The 22,712-nt window shown below is 41.5% G+C and carries 7 protein-coding genes; 5 read left to right on the forward strand and 2 right to left on the reverse strand.

Annotation, left to right across the window (positions count from 1 at the left end; genetic code table 11):
• Nucleotides 1–78 precede the first annotated feature (78 nt).
• Together PCY70_RS13120 and PCY70_RS13125 are read right to left on the reverse strand one after the other, a co-directional pair.
• The gene (locus PCY70_RS13120; RefSeq protein ID WP_010166679.1) at nt 79–717 is read right to left on the reverse strand and encodes a TetR/AcrR family transcriptional regulator; all 639 of its coding nucleotides are present in this window, start codon (nt 715–717) and stop codon (nt 79–81) included.
• Nucleotides 718–833: 116 nt separating this feature from the next.
• A complete protein-coding gene (locus PCY70_RS13125) occupies nt 834–2,213 on the reverse strand; it encodes a sulfatase-like hydrolase/transferase (RefSeq protein ID WP_305767781.1) in 1,380 nt (459 codons plus the stop codon).
• Between the two features lie 424 nt (nt 2,214–2,637).
• Here PCY70_RS13125 and PCY70_RS13130 point away from each other — a divergent pair, with 424 nt between their 5' ends.
• The 5 genes from PCY70_RS13130 to PCY70_RS13150 all read left to right on the forward strand — a co-directional run bounded on the left by PCY70_RS13130 (nt 2,638) and on the right by PCY70_RS13150 (nt 22,708).
• On the forward strand, nt 2,638–5,892 hold the full coding sequence (locus tag PCY70_RS13130) for an S-layer homology domain-containing protein (protein WP_305767783.1): 3,255 nt from the start codon (nt 2,638–2,640) through the stop codon (nt 5,890–5,892).
• Nucleotides 5,849–7,426, forward strand: coding sequence for a hypothetical protein (locus PCY70_RS13135; protein WP_305767785.1), 1,578 nt, complete (start codon nt 5,849–5,851; stop codon nt 7,424–7,426). Before PCY70_RS13130 ends, PCY70_RS13135 begins: the two co-directional genes overlap by 44 nt.
• 144 nt (nt 7,427–7,570) lie before the next feature.
• On the forward strand, nt 7,571–8,041 hold the full coding sequence (locus tag PCY70_RS13140; protein WP_305767787.1) for a hypothetical protein: 471 nt from the start codon (nt 7,571–7,573) through the stop codon (nt 8,039–8,041).
• Nucleotides 7,945–9,495: a hypothetical protein gene (locus PCY70_RS13145; RefSeq protein ID WP_305767789.1), complete on the forward strand. Its 1,551-nt coding sequence runs from the start codon at nt 7,945–7,947 to the stop codon at nt 9,493–9,495. Before PCY70_RS13140 ends, PCY70_RS13145 begins: the two co-directional genes overlap by 97 nt.
• Complete coding sequence (locus tag PCY70_RS13150) at nt 9,488–22,708, forward strand: hypothetical protein (RefSeq protein ID WP_305767791.1); 13,221 nt, start codon at nt 9,488–9,490, stop codon at nt 22,706–22,708. The genes PCY70_RS13145 and PCY70_RS13150 overlap by 8 nt, the downstream gene beginning before the upstream one ends.
• The last annotated feature ends 4 nt before the right edge of the window (nt 22,709–22,712 follow it).

The following is a 22,712-nucleotide window of genomic DNA, read 5'->3' on the forward strand; positions in this document are numbered from 1 at the left end:
GTAATAGTATACTTCCAATTGAGAAGTTGCATACAAGGTAGTTGGTTCCATTTTATTACGTCGCAGTACGTGGTTTGATTAGAGCAAAATGGCGCAGAAAATATCTAAGTGGTTAACTGTACTATTTAGCCAGTCGGTTGTGTGGCTAGCAACTAGTATTCCAGATACAATATTTCCTAATTCTTCTTTGGTAGATTCAAATTTGATCTCACCAGATGCTTTTGCTTCTTCACATAGTCCTTCAAAAATTTTCTGAAAAGTTAGGTTGTTATAAATTTCGTATTCTGTTTCAGAAATTTCAGGAAAAAAGAACACAAATTCCGCATCAGTAAGCTTCATCTCGTTGGACTCTTCTCCTACACTCAACAAAAATGAAGCATAGCTATCTAAAAATTTTGGATAATCTTTTTCTTCTTGAAACCAATTATAAATTTGAGCTAGCTTATTTTTAAATGTTTGGTTGTTGTCCCACTTCTGAATTTGCAGAGTGATTTTGATAGTAAAAATTCTTAAAAAATAGTTAAAAATATGTTCTTTGGTAGAAAAATAATTAAAAAACGTACCGCGTGAAATTTGAGCTTTTTGACAAATCTCATCTACAGTAATATCTCCAAAGTCTTTGTGTTCTAACAAATATTTAACAGAATTTAAAATAGTGGTGCGCGTTTTGACAAAATTAATCTTTCTAAGTGTAAAATGTGATAATACTTCGTACATAATTTTGATTCCTCACTTTTTAAAATAAAATATATTTTAGAGTATGGACAAAACTTTTATCCGATATACATTTTCAAAAAAAAAACTAACAGAGTGAACTGCTAGTTTTGCAAAAATTAAGCCCAATAATTTTTACCAAGATTGTGGTTTAATTCGTTGGATTGCTGGCTTTCTGCTTGTAATGCTTTTTGCAGAGCCACCAATTTTTCTTGATAGTTAGGGTTTAATACAAGATTAGACATTTCAAATGGATCAGAATTTAAGTCAAATAATTGTTTGGTTATTATTCCGTTGTATCTATGCTCAATATATTTAAAGCCATCCTTTGTAATGGCGCGTATTTTATCTGTATATGCAAGATATATCTGGTCGCGAGCGGCATCTTTGGTTCCTTTTATACATTCAGCAAAGCTCTGCCCTGTTACACTTGCTGGAATTTCTTGTTCCAAAAGATCGCACAAGGTTGGAAATATATCGAATAAATATACAAGCGCATCGGTTTTCATTCCGGCTTTGATTCCTGCTCCAGATATTAATAAAGGAACTCTCATCGAGTGATCATAAAGGCTCTGCTTTCCAAATAGCCCATGTTGCCCTAATGCAAGCCCATTGTCTCCGGCGTAAACGATAATTGTATTATCCTTTTCTCCGATTTCTTCTAATTTATCTAGGATGCGCCCGATTTGATAGTCGAGATGAGTTATCATTGCATAGTATTCTGCAATATGTTTTTGCGTATTAGCGAGCGTTCTCGGATACGGCGCTAATGTCTCGTCTCGACATTCCCAGTTTGCGTATTCGATAAAATGATAGCTCATAAAGTTTGGTGGTAATTTTATGTCTTCTGGATTATACATATTTAAAAATTCTTCTGGCATTGTACGCGGATCGTGTGGGGCCAAAAATGAAGTATACGCAAAGAATGGTTTATCGTGCTTTTGATCCAAAAACTTAATTACACTTTCTGCTATAACGTCGGTTGAATGTTCGCCCGCTCTCATATATTCGCCCGCAGTTTTCTTTACCTCGTTCGAATGGTTTTGGTCAACGCATTTTCTAATGACTTTGTTATATTCTGCAGAAGAATCGTAATGATAAAATGGTACGGCCCAGTGGTCGCTCATTCCACCAAAAAATATACTATCGCCTTGATCAAAACTTCGGTTAAATGATTTTTTGCCGTTATGCCATTTGCCCGTTCCAAATGTATCGTAGCCTCTCGCTTTAAAAAATTCGCCCATTAGAGTGTGGTCGTCGGGGATTTGTTGCCCTAGGTCATCTAACTTAAATAACGATCTGCCTGTATTCAGCATAGCTCTAGATGCCATACATACGGCTCCGCAAGTGCCTCCTTGGATATGCGCGTGAGTAAAAGCTGTCCCCGATGCTACTAGTCTATCTAAATTGGGTGTTATGATTTCGTCGTTGTTAAGTGCATTGATCGTGTTAAATCTCTGGTCATCTGCAAATAAAATTAAAACGTTTGGTGCTTTCATAAAATCCTCCTTAAAAAATAGTATTGTATTTATATCATACAAGAAGTTTGATAATATTGCAACGCTAAATGAAGATAAATTATAAAATGCTGTCTAATATTATGCTAGTTGTGATTCCTACACAATTTGATATTTTACACGAAAGAAAACGTTTGCGTCACTGTTCAATACAATTAAGAGTTCATCGACAGAATATCACGCTTAAATATTTTTTGCGGCAACAAGAGAATATTTTCATGAAACTTCTCTTTGTGAACAAAATTTTAAAAAATATAGGCATACACAAAAAATATTACAAGCGGAAGACAAATTATGTCAAGGAAGAAATAATTGTTGCTTTTATTGCCAAAATATGATATTCTTTTTGAAGTTATTACAAAATGAATTATTTAGAAATATAACAAATATAGAGAGGAAGAATAGCATGAGTAAAATAATGAAAAGACGAATGGCAGAATGCTTGGCACTATCTGTTGGACTATCTGTTATGGGGATGACTCCATCAAGCATTTATGCAGCAGAAACAAAAGAAAAAGTGGCGCTGATCGATATCAATCAACATTGGGCATATGATAGTATCGAAACTCTCATTGAGGCAGGAGTTTTAACTGGATATTCAGACGGAACCTTTCGCCCTAATGCCAACATAACAAGAGCTGAAATGGCGGTGTGTTTACAAAATATATTTGGTTTTAAGCAAACTAATAGCGAAGTATTTAATGATCTAGATTATAGTAAAAATGTAAATGGCTCGTATAATGACTGGGCCACTGATTCTATATTGGCCGTAAGCGATATAATGAATCACGATGGTTTAGCGTTTAGATCAGACGAGTATGCTACCAGGGAAGAAGTTGCCTATGCTATCGCAAATGCATTTAGCTTGGCAGAAAATGGTAATGTACAAAACTTAGAAAAATTGTTTTCTGATAGCAACGAAATTGCGCCCTGGGCAAAGCAAGCTATTAATCAGCTGGTATCAAAACAATATTTGAGCGGTAGACCAGACGGAACATTTGATCCCAAAGGGCATATTTCTCGTGGAGAACTCGCAAGCATCTTAGATAGGATTGCCGTTGAAGTAGTTGCCAATAATGGGGTACATAAGTTAGGTAGAGTTGCGGGCAATGTTGTAATATCCGCAATGGGCAACACGGGCCTACAAGATACTGTAATCATTGGAAATCTATATATTCCTGCTGGCGTTGGGAATGGCCAAATCTTTCTAGATAATGTGGAAGTTCGCGGTACAGTATTTTTTGAAGGAGGTAATTTGATATTAGAAAATACTAAAATAGAAACGCTAATTGTTAATAATGAAGATACCACTATAAAAGGAAATTTTAAATCTGAAGTTGAAGTTGCAGATATTAGAACTGCCGCAAATATCGATGGGCAAATGAGTATTCACACTGTTGTTGCAAAGTCTGATCATATAGATATAGAAGATGTGCCGTTTAAAGTTACTCTCGAAGATGCGTACAAAATTGTTGTTGCAGATCAGCAATTATACGAAGATGATATCGATAGCGATGGCAGAATTATTTTCGACGAATATTATCCAGAGGTCGAAACAGTTGTGGAAACTGTAACTGTTGAGCCCGAATATTCTAATCTTGATACCAAGGTGGAGGAAAATGGCGATATAACTATTTCTAACATGGCCAGAAATGCGTCATCAAATTTTAAATATGCATTGGCTCAGCCCGACCAAGATGTTGAGGATCTATATTTTTTACCCCTCATTCAAGGAAAAATTTCATACCAAGATATGATAATGAATTATGCTGCAGGTGAATATGTACTGGTAATTCAAGAAAATTTAATTGCAGACGGAGATCAAGCGATAAACTATAACGCATACACCAAAGTTCCGATTGCGCTAATTGAAGCACCAATTCTAACAACCACTGCAAACGACGGGGTCAATGCTGTTAATATTAAATTAAATCGAGGTATAATCGTAAGCTTTGACGACATAGCCTGTACAATAAATAATGCGACAGTGCCCTTCACTCAAACTGCCATAGATGAGGGCGGAAATCTAACTCTAACTGCAAGTTTAAATTCTGTTTCTGACGCAGATTTATTTTCTGCTACCATAAATTATCCTTCACAATATTATAATGGTCGCGAGAATGTAACGGTGGTGGCCCCAAATACATTTCAAGCAAATGCATCGTTTGAACAAGCTCCAACTCCATCTCTTGCTGTTGTGAATACAAATGATATCACTACAGTTACAGTTGCGATACCACGATCAAAATGGCAAGAAAATTATAAAATGAGCCTCGATGCTGTTAGGCTTCTTAATATCAATCCTGAAGTGGAAACTGTTCCAGGATACCTAGATTTAACTGCAGAATTTAGAAAGGCGTACCATGAAAATCCTGACGCAAACACAATTTCTGTTGTAGTAAGTCAAGCTAGGTTGGACATGCTTCCTACCACTCAAATCAACAACGATATATATGAAGATGGACTTTGCGCCACTGTTTCTGGTCAATCTAGCTTTGTATTACATGGCACTGCTCAGGCGATGGCCAAGCTCAACCCAACTACTGCAAATCCAAATGTCATTCACAACGTAAATCTGGGTACGGCAAAGTCTGGCAAGATGCTAGTTACTGCCAATATCGATACGATCGCAATCGGAAATCCATATTACGTTGAAGTTTCGTTGCTAAATGAATTAGACGGCAAATTTACCAGAGAAATTCCAATTTATGCCGCAGAAATGGAAAATGGCGCTATCGCAAAAGAAATTGATGTTAACGATTTGGGATGGAAGCTGGTTGCCGGAGATGAAGTATGCGTCGCAGTTATTAGTAGCATAGACCCAGAAATAAGAGTAGATTCGAAGACGGTTACCATCGACGAGCTGGATGCGTTCGATCTTAACTATGACATCGCAACAAAATCGCTAACCGTTACAGCTCAGTCGCTAGAAGAGCTGCTTGTAACAGCAAAGTTAATTGATTTAGAAGGAATCAATATGCTCTTTCCCGCAAATCTAACCAAAATAGATGACAATAAGGCCACAATAACAATACCGGTAGATGTTAGACCAGGAGATTGCTTCGAAGTTTCGCTTGCCCTTGCGCGGCCAGTTTGGCATACCCTTGGTGTGTCGGCTCAAAAAATGGTAACCGTTCCTCCTATTGCAGATATGGTCGATATTGATGCGTCTGGAAATATGGTCATAGAAGTAACCAACGCCACCGTTTCAGAAATTCGCAGCGGTGAAGTAAAAGTGCAATTTGATATCACATATAAAAATGGAACCGTCGTGAATCTACCGATAGATCCCCAAGATAATTATGTAAGCTTAAGCGAGACCGAAGATGGTGACTCAATAATGCGAGTTTCTCTTGAGGCAATTGGCGAATATTTAGACGATACCAATGTTTCTATGATTGATGTCTCTATTACTGGTATCGCAAATTCTTTGGCGGCTAAATCGGGCTTTCCGTTTGCATTGCATCGGGCAGAGGTTTTAGATGTGATAGTAGAAGCAGATGGTACTATTACTATTGATGCCGCAAACAATATAAACACAAACGACGTTTTTGCAGAAATAATTTTTACTGATACTGCGGGCAACGAGCTTGAGACTTTTGCGGTATCTGAGATTAATGAAAAAACAAAACTCTGGCAACAACTTTGCCGAGATAAGTAATCAAGCTACAACCGTAACTGCAACTTTATATGGAAAAGACTGGAAAATACTGCCATCAGCTAAATATGAGGTATATGTAGAGCCTATAACAATGGTCGCAAAAGCAGATGAGGCAAAAACGGTGGTATCCCTCAGAAATGCTGACAAATATTTGGACTCTGAAACAGCTCTGCTAAAAGATGACTATAAGCTGACTATAAATGATATGGAAATTGACACAGCTGCCTGGACTATTAACGGATCAGAAGCGACGCAAGTCATACCTTTTGGCGAAATCGTCAATGCCGGAATTATGGATACAGATATAATAGTGGCAATGGAGAGCTTAGAAAATACTTGGATCGAGCAAAAAGCGGTTCAGGCCATAGAGCTGACAATGGATGATACAAATATCAAATTTGACTATCCGGAGACAGACGATGTTATACAAATAAGATTGATTGATGGAAAAGAAAATCGAAATACTATTAGCTTATCAAGAAAAAAGATAGTACAGTCGTCAGTAGTTGGAGGTTCGGTTACGAAATATATTCTAAATGGAGTAGTGTCAACTATACTGCAGAAACAAGGTTTAAAAATGGAAGAAGATGGCAAGGATATGGTAATAACGGTTCCGTCTGCTTTATTCCCAAAAGGAAACGATGACTATAAGTTACAAATGTATTTGGAGGTAGACGAAAAAAATTATTATAAAGAACAAGGATCTGGGGAACTTCCGTTAATAAGAATTGATCCTGATCAGAACCAAATAATAGCGGATAAGGCCAATCGCTTTGCTAGGATATGGGACGACGAGAACCAAAAACTATGCGACGACGTTAAAATAATTGATATGAACACGCAAGAGGAAATTACTGGATGGAAAAACTTAAGTAACATTAGAATTTATACAGATCGTCCGCATAATTTGACTGCTGTAGAACTAATAGATAAGCGCAATATTTTGGCTTCGAGGAGCGACGAAGAATTGGCGAAAGCATCATACAACCTCTCATGGGCACAAGGAATTAACGAGCAGATTATCGCAGTTCGGGTAGCTGATGCCTACGAAAATGCCGGATCGCTCGAAGCAAATCTCAACGTGACAGCAACAGTGGATGGATCAAATGCTATTGCTATAATAAAAGATGGCGCACCGGTGGCTGGTGTAACAATCAAAAAGGATGCGGCCGACGATGCGATCCTCACTTTCGATCGTGCAGAGCTCGGGATTACGGATGTTACTCGACCAATTAATATCGCAGCAAACCAAGCTGTAACAGTATCGCTTACTACAGCCGATGGTGACGAAATCTCTACTATCGCTCAAGAAATTTCTCAACTACCTGCACCAGAAGTCGCGGCCGTTGGAGATGATGTAACGGTAACATTGCCATCAACTTTGGCCACAGCATTGGCAGATAGCAAAATGGTTGCATACTACAGCGTCAATGCTCAGCCAGGAAAAGCTACCAGATGGGAATCAATCGATGCGAACGAATGGAATACAACGGGCCGGAAATGTAGTTGCGACAATAGCCGATGTTGCAGCTAATGATGACTACTGTTGATGTAGCCATATTTGATCTAAAAAATTGGTATAATTTGTCTAGTAGAGCTAGTTTTGTGATGCCAGAAAAAGAAGGCATACAACCTCTCATGGGCACAAGGAATTAACGAGCAGATTATCGCAGTTCGGGTGGCTGATGCCTACGAAAATGCCGGATCGCTCGAAGCAAATCTCAACGTGACAGCAACAGTGGATGGAACAAATGCTATTGCTATAATAAAAGATGGTGCACCGGTGGCTGGTGTAACAATCAAAAAAGATGCCGCCGACGATGCGATCCTCACTTTCGATCGTGCAGAGCTCGGGATCACGGATGTTACTCGACCAATTAATATCGCAGCAAACCGAGCTGTAACAGTATCGCTTACTACAGCCGATGGTGATGAAATCTCTACTATCGCTCAAGAAATTTCTCAACTACCTAAGCCAGAAATCGCGGCCGTTGGAGATGATGTAACAGTAACATTGCCATCAACTTTGGCCACAGCATTGGCGGAAGCAAAATGGTTGCATACTACAGCGTCGATGCTCAGCCAGGAAAAGCTACCAGATGGGAATCAATCGATGCGAACGAATGGAATACAACGGGCGGAAATGTAGTTGCGACAATAGCCGATGTTGCAGCTGATGCTACTGTTGATGTAGCCATATTTGATCTTAAAAATTGGTATAATTTGTCTAGTAGGGCTAGTTTTGTGATGCCAGAAAAAGAAGCATACAACCTCTCATGGGCACAAGGAATTAACGAGCAGATTATCGCAGTTCGGGTGGCTGACGCCTATGAAAATGCCGGATCGCTCGAAGCAAATCTCAACGTGACAGCAACAGTGGATGGAACAAATGCTATTGCTATAATAAAAGATGGCGCACCGGTGGCTGGTGTAACAATCAAAAAGGATGCCGCCGACGATGCGATCCTCACTTTCGATCGTGCAGAGCTCGGAATTACGGATGTTACTCGACCAATCAATATCGCAGCAAACCGGGCTGTAACAGTATCGCTTACTACAGCCGATGGTGATGAAATCTCTACTATCGCTCAAGAAATTTCTCAACTACCTGCACCAGAAGTCGCGGCCGTTGGAGATGATGTAACAGTAACATTGCCATCAACTTTGGCCACAGCATTGGCAGAAAGCAAAATGGTTGCATACTACAGCGTCGATGCCCAGCCAGGAAAAGCTACCAGATGGGAATCAATCGATGCGAACGAATGGAATACAACGGGCGGAAATGTAGTTGCGACAATAGCCGATGTTGCAGCTGATGCTACTGTTGATGTAGCCATATTTGATCTTAAAAATTGGTATAATTTGTCTAGTAGAGCTAGTTTTGTGATGCCAGAAAAAGAGGCATACAACCTCTCATGGGCACAAGGAATTAACGAGCAGATTATCGCAGTTCGGGTAGCTGATGCCTATGAAAATGCCGGATCGCTCGAAGCAAATCTCAACGTGACAGCAACAGTGGATGGATCAAATGCTATTGCTATAATAAAAGATGGCGCACCGGTGGCTGGTGTAACAATCAAAAAGGATGCCGCCGACGATGCGATCCTCACTTTCGATCGTGCAGAGCTCGGGATCACGGATGTTACTCGACCAATTAATATCGCAGCAAACCGAGCTGTAACAGTATCGCTTGCTACAGCCGATGGTGATGAAATCTCTACTATCGCTCAAGAAATTTCTCAACTACCTGCACCAGAAGTCGCTGCCGTTGGAGATGATGTAACAGTAACATTGCCATCAACTTTGGCCACAGCATTGGCAGAAAGCAAAATGGTTGCATACTACAGCGTCAATGCCCAGCCAGGAAAAGCTACCAGATGGGAATCAATCGATGCGAACGAATGGAATACAACGGCCGGAAATGTAGTTGCGACAATAGCCGGCATTGCAGCTGATACTACTGTTGATGTAGCCATATTTGATCTAAAAAATTGGTATAATTTGTCTAGTAGGGCTAGTTTTGTGATGCCAGAAAAAGAGGCATACAACCTCTCATGGGCACAAGGAATTAAACGAGCAGATTATCGCAGTTCGGGTGGCTGATGCCTACGAAAATGCCGGATCACTCGAAGCAAGTCTCAACGTGACAGCAACAGTGGATGGAACCAATGCTATTGCTATAATAAAAGATGGCGCACCGGTGGCTGGTGTAACAATCAAAAAGGATGCGGCCGACGATGCGATTCTAACTTTCGATCGTGCAGAGCTCGGGATTACGGATGTTACCCGACCAATTAATATTGCAGCAAACCAAGCTGTAACAGTATCGCTTACTACAGCCGATGGTGATGCAATCTCTACTATCGCTCAAGAAATTTCTCAACTACCTAAGCCAGAAGTCGCGGCCGTTGGAGATGATGTAACAGTAACATTGCCATCAACTTTGGCCACAGCATTGGCGGATAGCAAAATGGTTGCATACTACAGCGTCGATGCCCAGCCAGGAAAAGCTACCAGATGGGAATCAATCGATGCGAACGAATGGAATACAACGGGCGGAAATGTAGTTGCGACAATAGCCGATGTTGCAGCTGATACTACCGTTGATGTAGCCATATTTGATCTTAAAAATTGGTATAATTTGTCTAGTAGAGCTAGTTTTGTGATGCCAGAAAAAGAAGCGTACAACCTCTCATGGGCACAAGGAATTAACGAGCAGATTATCGCAGTTCGGGTAGCCGATGCCTACGAAAATGCCGGATCACTCGAAGCAAATCTCAACGTGACAGCAACAGTGGATGGATCAAATGTTATTGCTATAATAAAAGATGGCGCACCGGTGGCTGGTGTAACAATCAAAAAGGATGCCGCCGACGATGCGATCCTCACTTTCGATCGTGCAGAGCTCGGAATTACGGATGTTACTCGACCAATCAATATCGCAGCAAACCAAGCTGTAACAGTAGCGCTTACTACAGCCGATGGTGATGAAATCTCTACTATCGCTCAAGAAATTTCTCAACTACCTAAGCCAGAAATCGCGGCTGTTGGAGATGATGTAACAGTAACATTGCCATCAACTTTGGCCACAGCATTGGCGGATAGCAAAATGGTTGCATACTACAGCGTCAATGCTCAGCCAGGAAAAGCTACCAGATGGGAATCAATCGATGCGAACGAATGGAATACAACGGCCGGAAATGTAGTTGCGACAATAGCCGATGTTGCAGCTGATGTTACTGTTGATGTAGCCATATTTGATCTTAAAAATTGGTATAATTTGTCTAGTAGGGCTAGTTTTGTGATGCCAGAAAAAGAGGCATACAACCTCTCATGGGCACAAGGAATTAACGAGCAGATTATCGCAGTTCGGGTGGCTGACGCCTACGAAAATGCCGGATCGCTCGAAGCAAGTCTCAACGTGACAGCAACAGTGGATGGATCAAACGCTATTGCTATAATAAAAGATGGCACACCGGTGGCTGGTGTAACAATCAAAAAGGATGCGGCCGACGATGCGATCCTCACTTTCGATCGTGCAGAGCTCGGAATTACGGATGTGACGCGACCAATTAATATCGCAGCCAATCGAGCTGTAACAGTATCGCTTACTACAGCCGATGGTGACGAAATCTCTACTATCGCTCAAGAAATTTCTCAACTACCTGCACCAGAAATCGCGGCCGTTGGAGATGATGTAACAGTAACATTGCCATCAACTTTGGCCACAGCATTGGCGGATAGCAAAATGGTTGCATACTACAGCGTCAATGCTCAGCCAGGAAAAGCTACCAGATGGGAATCAATCGATGCGAACGAATGGAATACAACGGCCGGAAATGCGGTTGCGACAATAGCCGGCATTGCAGCTGATGCTACTGTTGATGTAGCCATATTTGATCTTAAAAATTGGTATAATTTGTCTAGTAGGGCTAGTTTTGTGATGCCAGAAAAAGAGGCATACAACCTCTCATGGGCACAAGGAATTAACGAGCAGATTATCGCAGTTCGGGTGGCTGATGCCTATGAAAATGCCGGATCGCTCGAAGCAAATCTCAACGTGACAGCAACAGTGGATGGATCAAACGCTATTGCTATAATAAAAGATGGCGCACCGGTGGCTGGTGTAACAATCAAAAAGGATGCGGCCGACGATGTGATCCTCACTTTTGATCGTGCAGAGCTCGGGATCACGGATGTTACTCGACCAATCAATATCGCAGCAAACCGAGCTGTAACAGTATCGCTTACTACAGCCGATGGTGATGCAATCTCTACTATCACTCAAGAAATTTCTCAACTACCTGCACCAGAAGTCGCGGCCGTTGGAGATGATGTAACAGTAACATTGCCATCAACTTTGGCCACAGCATTGGCGGATAGCAAAATGGTTGCATACTACAGCGTCGATGCTCAGCCAGGAAAAGCTACCAGATGGGAATCAATCGATGCGAACGAGTGGAATACAACGGGCGGAAATGCGGTTGCGACAATAGCCGATGTTGCAGCTGATGTTACTGTTGATGTAGCCATATTTGATCTTAAAAATTGGTATAATTTGTCTAGTAGGGCTAGTTTTGTGATGCCAGAAAAAGAATCATACAACCTCTCATGGGCACAAGGAATTAACGAGCAGATTATCGCAGTTCGGGTAGCTGATGCCTATGAAAATGCCGGATCGCTCGAAGCAAATCTCAACGTGACAGCAACAGTGGATGGAACAAATGCTATTGCTATAATAAAAGATGGCGCACCGGTGGCTGGTGTAACAATCAAAAAGGATGCGGCCGACGATGCGATCCTCACTTTCGATCGTGCAGAGCTCGGGATCACGGATGCTATGCGACCAGTCAATACAACAGCAAATCGAATGATAGCGATAGCGCTTACTACAGCCGATGGGGACGAACTCGCGACTATTACTCAGGAAGTTGCCCAATTGCCTGAACCGATAATCGCAACTTCGGGGGACGATGTGACTATTACTTTGTTGCCGTCTCCGGGCGAAAACGCAAATGACACGCTTGCCGATTTGGCGGAGGGCACTCTTGTTACTTATTATAGCGTGAACTCACGGCCGTTTAGAAATGTCAAGTGGGCGGCGATTGACGCTAGTGCTTGGAGTATTGTGGACGGAAAGCTTTGGACTACGATAGCTGATGCGGCGACGAACAATGGGAATATAGTTGATGTCATTATGTTTGATCTTAAGAATTGGTATAAATTGTCAATTACGACTAGTTTTGAGATCCCAGAACAAAATGAATTTGCTCTCAGATGGGGGCAAGGCGAGGACGAGAATACGGTCGCAGTGCGGGCGACAGGCGCGTATGCAGATGATGGGGCTCTCAAATCTAAACTCGGATTGTTTGCGACTGGGGCAACGAAGAAAATTTCATTAGTATCAGAGGGAATTGCTGAGGAGGGGGTTACCATAAAAAAAGAAGCGGACGATGCTATTATCACGTTTGATAGAGAAATACTGAACATAGCGGATTTCGAAAGACCAGAGACGATTTCAAACCAAACTGTAACGCTGGTTTTAACAGACTCTAATCACAACGAATTATCTACAATTACTAAGGTGGTTGCGCCTTTACCTGTTCCAGAAATTACAGCATCGGGGGCTGATGTAGTTGTAACTTCCAAAATTAATATTGATGACTTGCAGAGTGGGAATGTTGTGGCGTACTACAAATTTAATAACGCTGTATGGAAGGCAATGAAGGCCAGCTCCTGGAAGATTCTTGATGGAAAGGCTCGGGCAACAATTGAGAATGCGCCGGCCAACGCAACGGTTGACGTCGCTATGTTTGATACACAAAATTGGCACAACTTGTCTAGCAGAGCTAGCTTTGTGACTCCAGATATGAGCGCGTTCGCATTGGAATGGGCTGATGTGGCAGCGGAGGAGAATCACTTATATATTAGAGTTGCCAATGGATTTAAAGAACAGAACACTCTGAAAAACAATCTTACATTGCTAGTGGATGATACGAAAGTTGTGGATGGTGGAGTTGCAGCGGAGGGTATCGAGATTACCGATGATACATATGATGCGATAGTGAAGATTCCGTTTGGCGCAGTGGGGCTTTCGCAAGAGGGCGTGGCATATGACGCGACGGGTGTCGTTGTTGATGTTAGGTTACAAGGAGCTGCAGATGAAATAAAAATTAGTAAACAAATTGTGAGGCCAACGTTAATTTTAGAGGGCAATGAACTCGTGTTGGAAGTGGATGGCGCGGTCGATACAAATCAGTTGGATGTGAACAAAATGAGGTTTGGCAACGCAGAAGCAGTTATGTCTCGCGCTATTGCAATGGCAACGATGAAGACGGAGGTTGAGGTGGATGACTTGACTTGGGTTGTTGCGGGCGACAAGAAGAGGGCAACGATCGTGGATGAGCAAAGCTATAGAGATCATTTTGCCGGTGGCTTAAACAATGTTGAAGTTTTGGTATCTGACAGAAGTTGGTTTAACGTGATTAGCGTATCGAACGCTGTGGACATGCCAGCATTGGAAGAGCCGGAGGAAGGACTGTTTGCCAAGTTTGTGGACAGCGAAGATGCAAAAACAGAAGTTGCGATAGAAATCCCTGCGTTCTGCGTGGATGGAGCAGCCTTTGTGCCAGGATACAGTTTGAGGATTGGTAAAGTGAAGGGGTTGGATGTCGAAACGGAAACTGTTGTTACCACTACCGCGAAATCGGGAGCAATCGTGGTGACTATATTGCCAAAACCTGGAAATCCCGACAAAGCGATTGTGACATTTGCCGCCAGCGATTTGGGAGATTTGGCCGAGGTCACTGCAATTACGGCGAGTATGCATTATGGTAACGAAGATTCTTCAGTCGCGCGACAGGCTATTACGGCGGCACCGGCAGTGGCTATAGATTTGGATCATGCTGATAGGGCAACGATGAAGTTGGTAGCAGACTCTATAACTGACGGAACTGTTGCGGTGAGATTGGCTGGAGATGATCAGGTGCTTGCAGAACTTGTGGATGGAGTGGCACTCATCGAAATTCCAGAGGAATGGGTCGGCGAAGCGGGAGATTCTATCAGCGCGACAACGATGGGGAACAAGTGGCATATCACCGATACAATATCAGAAAACTTGGGAGAGGTAAATCAGTTGGCGGCTCCCGAGATGACATTGATCGATTATGATAAACGACAAGTTTTGATCATGCTAGATAGAAATGATGTAATAGAAAATAACAAGATTCGCGACGGCATAAAAGTAAGTTACACAACTGCAACTAGAAATTCTAGATCGGCAACCGACATTACGGAAATGTTTGGGAATGGGGTTAATGCGGTAGTAACGGCACCTGATGAAGCATTACTATATACGGTAACTGTGGAAGATACGCACAACTGGCTCAATAAAGCTGGCTCGAGCACACTTGCCATCGTGGATGAGTCAGCTGCAGATGATAAATATGAGTTGAAGTGGAAAGAGGATGGGGGGAACATAGCGGTTACAATTTCCAATGTACTAAAAGACAACAGCAGTACAGAGCTAAAAGATGGGCTATCTGTGAAAATTTTACGAGGGGTATCAACTGTTTTGGAAGTGGAGCCAACCATTAAAAATGATGGCGCGGGCAATGCGGTTATGTCTTTTGCGGCAGAGGATTTATATGACAGTTTGGCAGTGGGCAATGTGATCTCTGTTGCGCTATATCAAGAAGATACAAAGGATCCGATTGCATTGATTTTGCAAGAAGTTTTTGAATCGCCGAGCATCGTAATTGATAACGCAAAAACGACCAACGATACGATACATTTCAAAATTCCTGGAGCGCATCGAGCGGTGCTTGCAAATATGGAAGAAATAAATTACGCCGACTTTGCGGTTGAGCTACATTTATTGACGCAGCAAGGGGAAACGGTGGATGTAATAAAAACAGATTTAGAGGACATATTGGAGAACGGCGCGAGCTTTGGAGAAGATTCAGAATGGGAAGCGGCAATGGATAATACGATCAAAGCCGTCGTATCGTATGACGCATGGAATGTATTACCAGCACAAACCGATATCGGAGAGATCTCGCAATTTGTAGCACCAGAGCTGATATTAGCCGGCAGGGAGGTGCGCATTAGCATAGACAGTAATGATTACAAAAAGGATGGAGTAAAACTCGCTGTAACTTATACTCCATATAGCGCATCAGCTGCAGAAACATTAGTAGTTCCGGTAGATGAAATAGATTGGATAGAATCTACAAGAGGGGGCAAGGAAGATGCCATTCTCAGCGAAGTTGTCGAACTTGCCAATGCAACAAACATTAGCGTCACGATTGATGATAACAATTGGTTGAACAAAGCAAATACATCGAAAACTTTGGCAAAAGGCCCAATAAAAGAGCTATTAACATTTGGATGGGGAGCAGTCGCAAATACTATCGCAGTGGAGGCGACAAACGCATACGAAACAAGTGGGCAATTAAAAGAGGGGATCGAGATAGTTGCCACGACATTTGATGAGTCGGGCGAGACGATAGCAGTGTTGAGTACAGCAAACGGCGACTTTGCGACAGAAGCCACTCCAAAAGAAGGGGAGCCAACTACAGCGATAATTACTTTTGACGCAAAAGACTTGGGCGATCTAAAAGTTGGAAACAAAGTTAGAGTGGTGGTCTGTCATGAGGATTCGTACGTAACAGACAACGAGGACGATGCGGACAATTGGATAGAGCAAGAGATTTACGCGGCACCTATAATGAGCCAACTAAACGATGCTGTTAGCAAAATTACATTTGACCTAGCCAAAGTTGCAAATGTAGATTATGGCAATTTGCGAGCAGAGCTAACGCTGGATGGTGTGAATAAAGTGGTAGCAACAGAGGAAGAGCTGCTGAATGGGATAGCACCGTCGGAGTGGTCGGATACAGGAACTATTTTAGCGAAAGTGGTTAGTGATAAGTGGTATATTGCAGAACAAACGACAGCGGAAGATGTAGGGTATACAATTAAGTTTCCGACTCCAAAGATATTTGTGGATGGGGACGAAATTACGGTTACGCTAAATAAGATCGTAGCTTTTGATCAAGATAACATCTTAACGTTGTGGAATGAAAAAACGCAGCAGTTGAAAGATACTGTGGTCGTTGAATATGTCACATCTCAAGGAATTTTGAAGACCCCTTCGAGGTTAGAGGATTTTGAAGACGGCGGAACTATCAAAGCTACATTTAAACTGGACGATAGCTCGGCAACAGCAATTACGGTTCGAGTATATGATAGCGGTTACTGGACGCATCGACCTAGCTCGGCAACAGCGCAGCTTAAAGATGCTCCACCGGCAGCGGGTCCGGTAGTGACAACTGCGAAAGAAACCGAGAAGGCGATTGAATTGGTGATAGAAAATTTAACTGCAAATCATAGGCTATATTATAGAAAGCAAGGTTCTAGCGAGAGATTCGAAGTAGCAGCCGGAAATGTAACATTGACGGTAGATGATTTGGAAAAATTAGGATTAATCGCAGGAGATCGCATAGAAGTGGTTGTAGATGATGGAAATACGACAGAGGTTCTGTATACTTCTAAAGCGCAAGTGAGAGAATTGGCAGCAAAACCGACTCTTGCAAACAAAAATGGGGCTGTTATAATTTACCTACCGGTTGATGCTGGCATATGGAATGCGGATGGCACAGTAAGAGGAGGCGAGGTAGAGGCAAAAATAGAGGCGACTATATCAACGGCTCTTGCGGCATACCTGAGCACCTATTTTTCATTGCCTTCAAATGTAATCACGACGGATTTGCCGTTAGACGGTAGATGGACAATGGAGAATGGCAAGATGGCATGGACAATACCGGAAACATATCTAAGAGACCGCGAAAAAGTGGCAGTAATTTTTGACGATGTAGATAACTGGATGACGGCTTCTGTAAAGTCAAATCAATTGGAAACAGGGGCAAGCGGTTTGGACGATGTGTCAATAGATAATGTAATAGCAGATGAAGAGGGGATTAGCTTTGACATTGCAAATGCCGATGATATGAACATCTATATGCGAAAAAATTCTGGAGATTTAGTGAAAGTTGCAAAGATCTATAACGCGGTGAACGTAACTGCAAAAGAGTTAGAAGCTCTGGAGTTGGAAGCGGGTGACAGGGTTGAATTTTTGGTTGCAGACGAAGATGACGCGCGAGTGATATATACTTCTCCTGAAGTTGAGGCATTTCCGATACCTAAATTGGAAACGAGAGGCGACACGATGGTAGTATCACTTCCGGTAACAGCAGATTTGTGGAATGCAAGCGGCGAGATATCTGATGATGTGAAAGCAACTATTTCGTCTACATTGAATTGGTATATTGTGGCAAATTCGGGAACATCCACACCGTTACCGTTGGACGGAGAGTGGACCAGAGAAGGAAGCGACATGATATGGACTATTCCGGCCGCATATGTTCGAGAAGGATATAAGATAGTAGTAACTTTTGATGATCTGAGCTGGATGGTCGCATCGACAAGATCGAATGAGGAGACAGCTCCGAGCGGAAAAGTGGAACCAGAGGAGACTCAACTGGCCGTGAAATGGGTTAAGGAAGTGGTAGATGACGAAGTATCGGTGAAAGTGAGTGGCGCATATGAAAATGATGCGATAAAGCCGAATTTAAAATTGGTGCTGAAAAAAATCTTTGCCGATGGGACTAACAAATACATTCCGATAACAGATGATCTGGCGCAAGAAGCAAACTTAAAAATAACGAGAGAAGGAAACACAGCAGTAGTAACGATGGATGCGTATGACCGCTTGGAAATAGTGGGTGGCGAGACTGCATTTGTAATACAGCTATTGAACGCGTTTAATGAGATGGTTAGCGAAGATACCTTTACGATGGTAGATATTATAGCATCGATGAGCAGGTCTCGAGCAGCAGCAGTGGCGACGGATGTAAAAGTTGAAGCAAAAGACGGTGGACTGCAATTTACATTGCCAGAAGATAAGATAGAGAAAAACACAAAGATATCGTATGGAAAGAGAGAAGACAGTGACATTTCCACAACGATAAAAGCTGGAGATCTAAACTTGGAAGAAAATGTAGTTTATATTAATGCGGCACAAATCGAGGCGCTCCAGTTGAAAGCAAACGAAGTAATTGTGGTAAGTATAGATTATGACGGAGCTTGGTATACTGCAAGTGAAGTGGTAGAAACCAAAGGAGTACAGCAGTTATCGGCACCGGAGCTATATAAAACTACATCCGGAGACCTGGTAATTATTCTGGATAAGATTCAGGACGGAATAGATATATGGAACGGTGTGGACGGCATAAATGACAAAATAGTAGTAACATATGAATTTGACCCTGGCTATACGGTAACTGCAGCGACGGGAAAAGAACTGGAGTGGGCAATAACTGCAGATGGCGAGCATATTAGGGCAGAAATCGAGCTAGCCGATCTTAAGGGACACAAAGAAATAGAAGTTACAATAGCGGCTGTGAATAATGCGTTAATTGAGAGTGCATCGGTGAGGAAAAATTTTGCAAATATCAGTATAGAAACCGATCCGGATATTAAGATAGAGGGAGAGATTGAATTCGAATGGGCTACCGATCCAAACTTCGCATCTTCGGAGTATGTTACAGTAAAAATACCAGACGGGTTTAACGCGTATACGAAAAAGCTAAATAATATGAAGATAGAGCTATCAAAAGGAGCGGTAGATCATTATACAACAGAAATAGTTTCTAACTTTAGAGAACTTAATACCAAAGACAAGAGGGTCGAAATAGTGGTATCGGAAGATCCCAAAACTGCGGGGACAGCGCTGGTAACATTTAGAGCTGCGGAGCTAGGAATAACAGCAGAAGACGATGGAAAGTATGTAAACGCATTTTTGTATAATGGGCTGTATTCGGAAGAGTATGTAGATAAAATCAGTCGACAATTGAAAATGGACGCGAATACGACTGTGGAAATTGAACACGATAAGGACACCGCCAAAAACACTAGCCTGATGAAAATTATAGCAACATCGACCGACCCCGATGCGCAACATACGATACAATACAAAGTGAACAGACGCAGCGGAGAATCAACAGATTTGATAGACTATCCTGCAGCAGGCGTACCGATTCATTCGTTAAACTTAGAAGAAGGAGATACCGTCACCGCATATGCGATAAACAAATTTGTGGAAAACTGGTGGGAAGTAGCATCAGAAAAAACAACGGTAGCAGTAAAAAAAGTTGAGATTTATGCACGTGAAAATTATGATAAAGTGGAGTTAACGGTAACAGGAAAAGGGTTAACGCAAGAGTTGATAAATGGTCTGATTATTAAGTATACAGGACGAATAAACGGAGAAGAGAAAACGTATTTGTTTGATGAGGTCGAATTTGATGCGGTAAATAGCATGACAGCATACGGAACAATCGAGAAGGAAGTGTTTGAAAGCACGGGAATTGAGGGAAAAGATATTCCGTCGACATTTGAAGCAAGTAACGCCAGCTGGTTATTGGTATCGAACCCATCGAATAAAGTGCTGCTAGACATAGAAAAGGAAAAGATCAACGGATTTAAGATGACTATCAGCGAAGATCTCAAAGACATAATAATTAGCATTCCAGCAGGTGGAAATATCCGAGTAGATGCAGAGGGCAAGCTTAGCGAAACGTTTAAGATTTGGACCGAAGAAGACATGGTAGAAATAACGGATGATATATATATAAATTGGATAAATAATGGTAACGTAATAGAAGGGCGAATTGGGATAGAGGCGCTGGATAAGACGCTAAACGAGCAAAATGCTGGAGTGGTTGATAGAAGCATAGTATTACAATTAGGCGAGGACGATGATAAAAAAGTAGACGAAATGAGGAAACCGATTGTAGTACCGCCAGCACCAGGAGCGATATTTAGATCTGGAAGCATGAATATAACGAAGCCAAAAGAAGGAGACTTTGATATTGCAGGAATTACGTATACGATAGAATATGGAATAAAGGGAATTAATCTAGAAACAATCGATGGTAACATGGATGCATCTTCTAAATTATCGGGATGGCGCGAATTACCGTATGGCTTAAAGGTTGGAGACAGAGTAAATATAATTTTAAGCTCTAACTTGGGAGATAGTATAAACGAATTAGCAGTGCCGATGGTTTTTGAATCTGCACCAGCCGTGGAATTAGTTACACCAACATTAAAGTATAATGAGAACACAAAAAAAATTACAGTAGTTGCGGATACAAAAACAAAAGTAGAAGTAATAAAGGGAAATCTGCCAGGCGTAACATTGGATGAAAACAACGCATTTGAAGTAAACGAGAAAAAGGCAAAAGATGGCGATAAATATGCTGTAAGTGCAACATTGGGCGAAGAAGGACAAGATGTGCCATATATTAGCAAACCAGCGGAGCTTGCAATAAAAGAAGTGACCATAGAAAATATGGAATTTATACCACGAGAGCTAGCCACGATCGCAACATACGAAGAGTACGTTATTAAGGTAACACTAAGCGAGCCAGTAAATGCGGAAGAAGTGAAATTGACATGGCAATCAACAGCTTCAACAAGAGATAAAATTGATTTGCGTCGCGACCCGGGAGAAGCGATCACAAAAGTATTCTACGCAGAGGTACCGCATCTGACACTAGATGATAAGGACAGTAACATTGTAGTAAGCTTGGAGACAGCAACAAATAATAACCTCTCGACATATTATAAGACAGCCGTCGCGAGTTTAACTGATATCAATAAAACAAAAGCACAGCTTCCAGCGCCGTGGGTAGAAGTATCGGACTTGGGCATTGTGACAGTGGATACGCGAGAAATAGATGAAACAGGAGCAACATATGACGTATTTTATTACACAACGAATTCGCCATACGAGACAAAAATAAACGGTCCGATCGATGCGATGAAGTTGTATTTAAACGCTGGGGATAAAATGTTTATCGTGGCACGACCGAACGGAAATTCAATTAGCGATTATATAGCATCGGAATTAGTGGAATTGGAGAAATTGACAGCCCCTACTATTGCAGCAACACTGACAGGAAATAAAGAAGATAATGGAAAAATCAAAATAATTGAAGCCGATGAGGGTGATATAATCAAGTTTTATTTTACAGAAGATGTAGGTGGAGCAAAAATAAGGATAGATAATGTATTTCATACAACGGCGACAGATAAAGAAATCTATAGATATACCGCACCGATCAAGATCAACGATATGTTACCAATAGACTATGTGTATACGCAAAAGCTAGTAGCAATAGCGACAGGCAAAGAGGAAAAAGGTGGAGAGGAGTCAAAAGATCTGTATATTCCGGCCGTATCAGAAAAGACATTTGTGGCACCAGACTTGATGTTAGCAAAGCCGATAATAGAGCTCAATACTAAAGGGATTACGGTTGTTAACGATGAAATGTATAGCAAAGTGTATATCGCATATCAAGACGAACCGATTAGATTAGCGGATATAAACGATCCGAGTAAGTTATCAGGTTCTACAGAAAATAAACAACTAAAACGAGATGAGATATATGTATATTCAGTGAAAGGAGAAGAAGGGCTACAATTGCCAAATGACGCAGATATAATAGTAGAAATACAAGTGCTCGCCGTAAACGAGAACTATCAAAAACCTGCAATATCATCGAAGATATTGTATAAAGGCGACGTAAGAAATGCGAAACCTGTGGCAGTCGCAGCGCCGATGGCATATGTTGAAAAGGGTCAAATATTTTTTGAATGCTATACATTTAACGAAATAGCAGAAGATGAAGCCGAGATGAGTATAGAATATTCATTAGAAGAAGAGATATGGAACGAGATGGAAGAAAGCGGTGATGGATATAAGATACCGGAATATGATAAGGATAAAATACTAAATGAAGAAATAAAAGTAAGAGCAATACTAAAAAGAAACGGAGAGGAATATATCTCGAGGGAAATGGGTGCGAATGAATTTGCAACAGAAGTGTTAATAGCAATAGAAGAGATAGCGAAAGAGCCGGTTGTAGCAGAGACAGAAACCTGGGATATAGCTCAAGAGATAGATAAATTAGCAGATAGTATATTTGTAGCAGAAGAAGAAATAAAAATTGAAGAAGACGAGGCAGAAGAATATGCAGAAATAGAGGAAGAAATAGAGATAGGAGAATATATGGAAAATTATGATTCTTTAGAGGAAGAACTGGTGGCACTACATGAGGCATTAATAGCATTTAAAGAAGAAGCTGAAGATCTCGAAGATGATGTAATTGACCCAGAAATAGAAGAAGAAATAGAAGAAGAAATAGAAGAAGAAATAGAAATACCGGATTTGGACTTTAGCTTGCTATAAGAAA

Origin of the sequence: Candidatus Epulonipiscium viviparus (genome assembly GCF_030708075.1) — a bacterium.
GTDB classification, from domain to species: Bacteria; Bacillota; Clostridia; order Lachnospirales; family Cellulosilyticaceae; genus Epulonipiscioides; species Epulonipiscioides viviparus.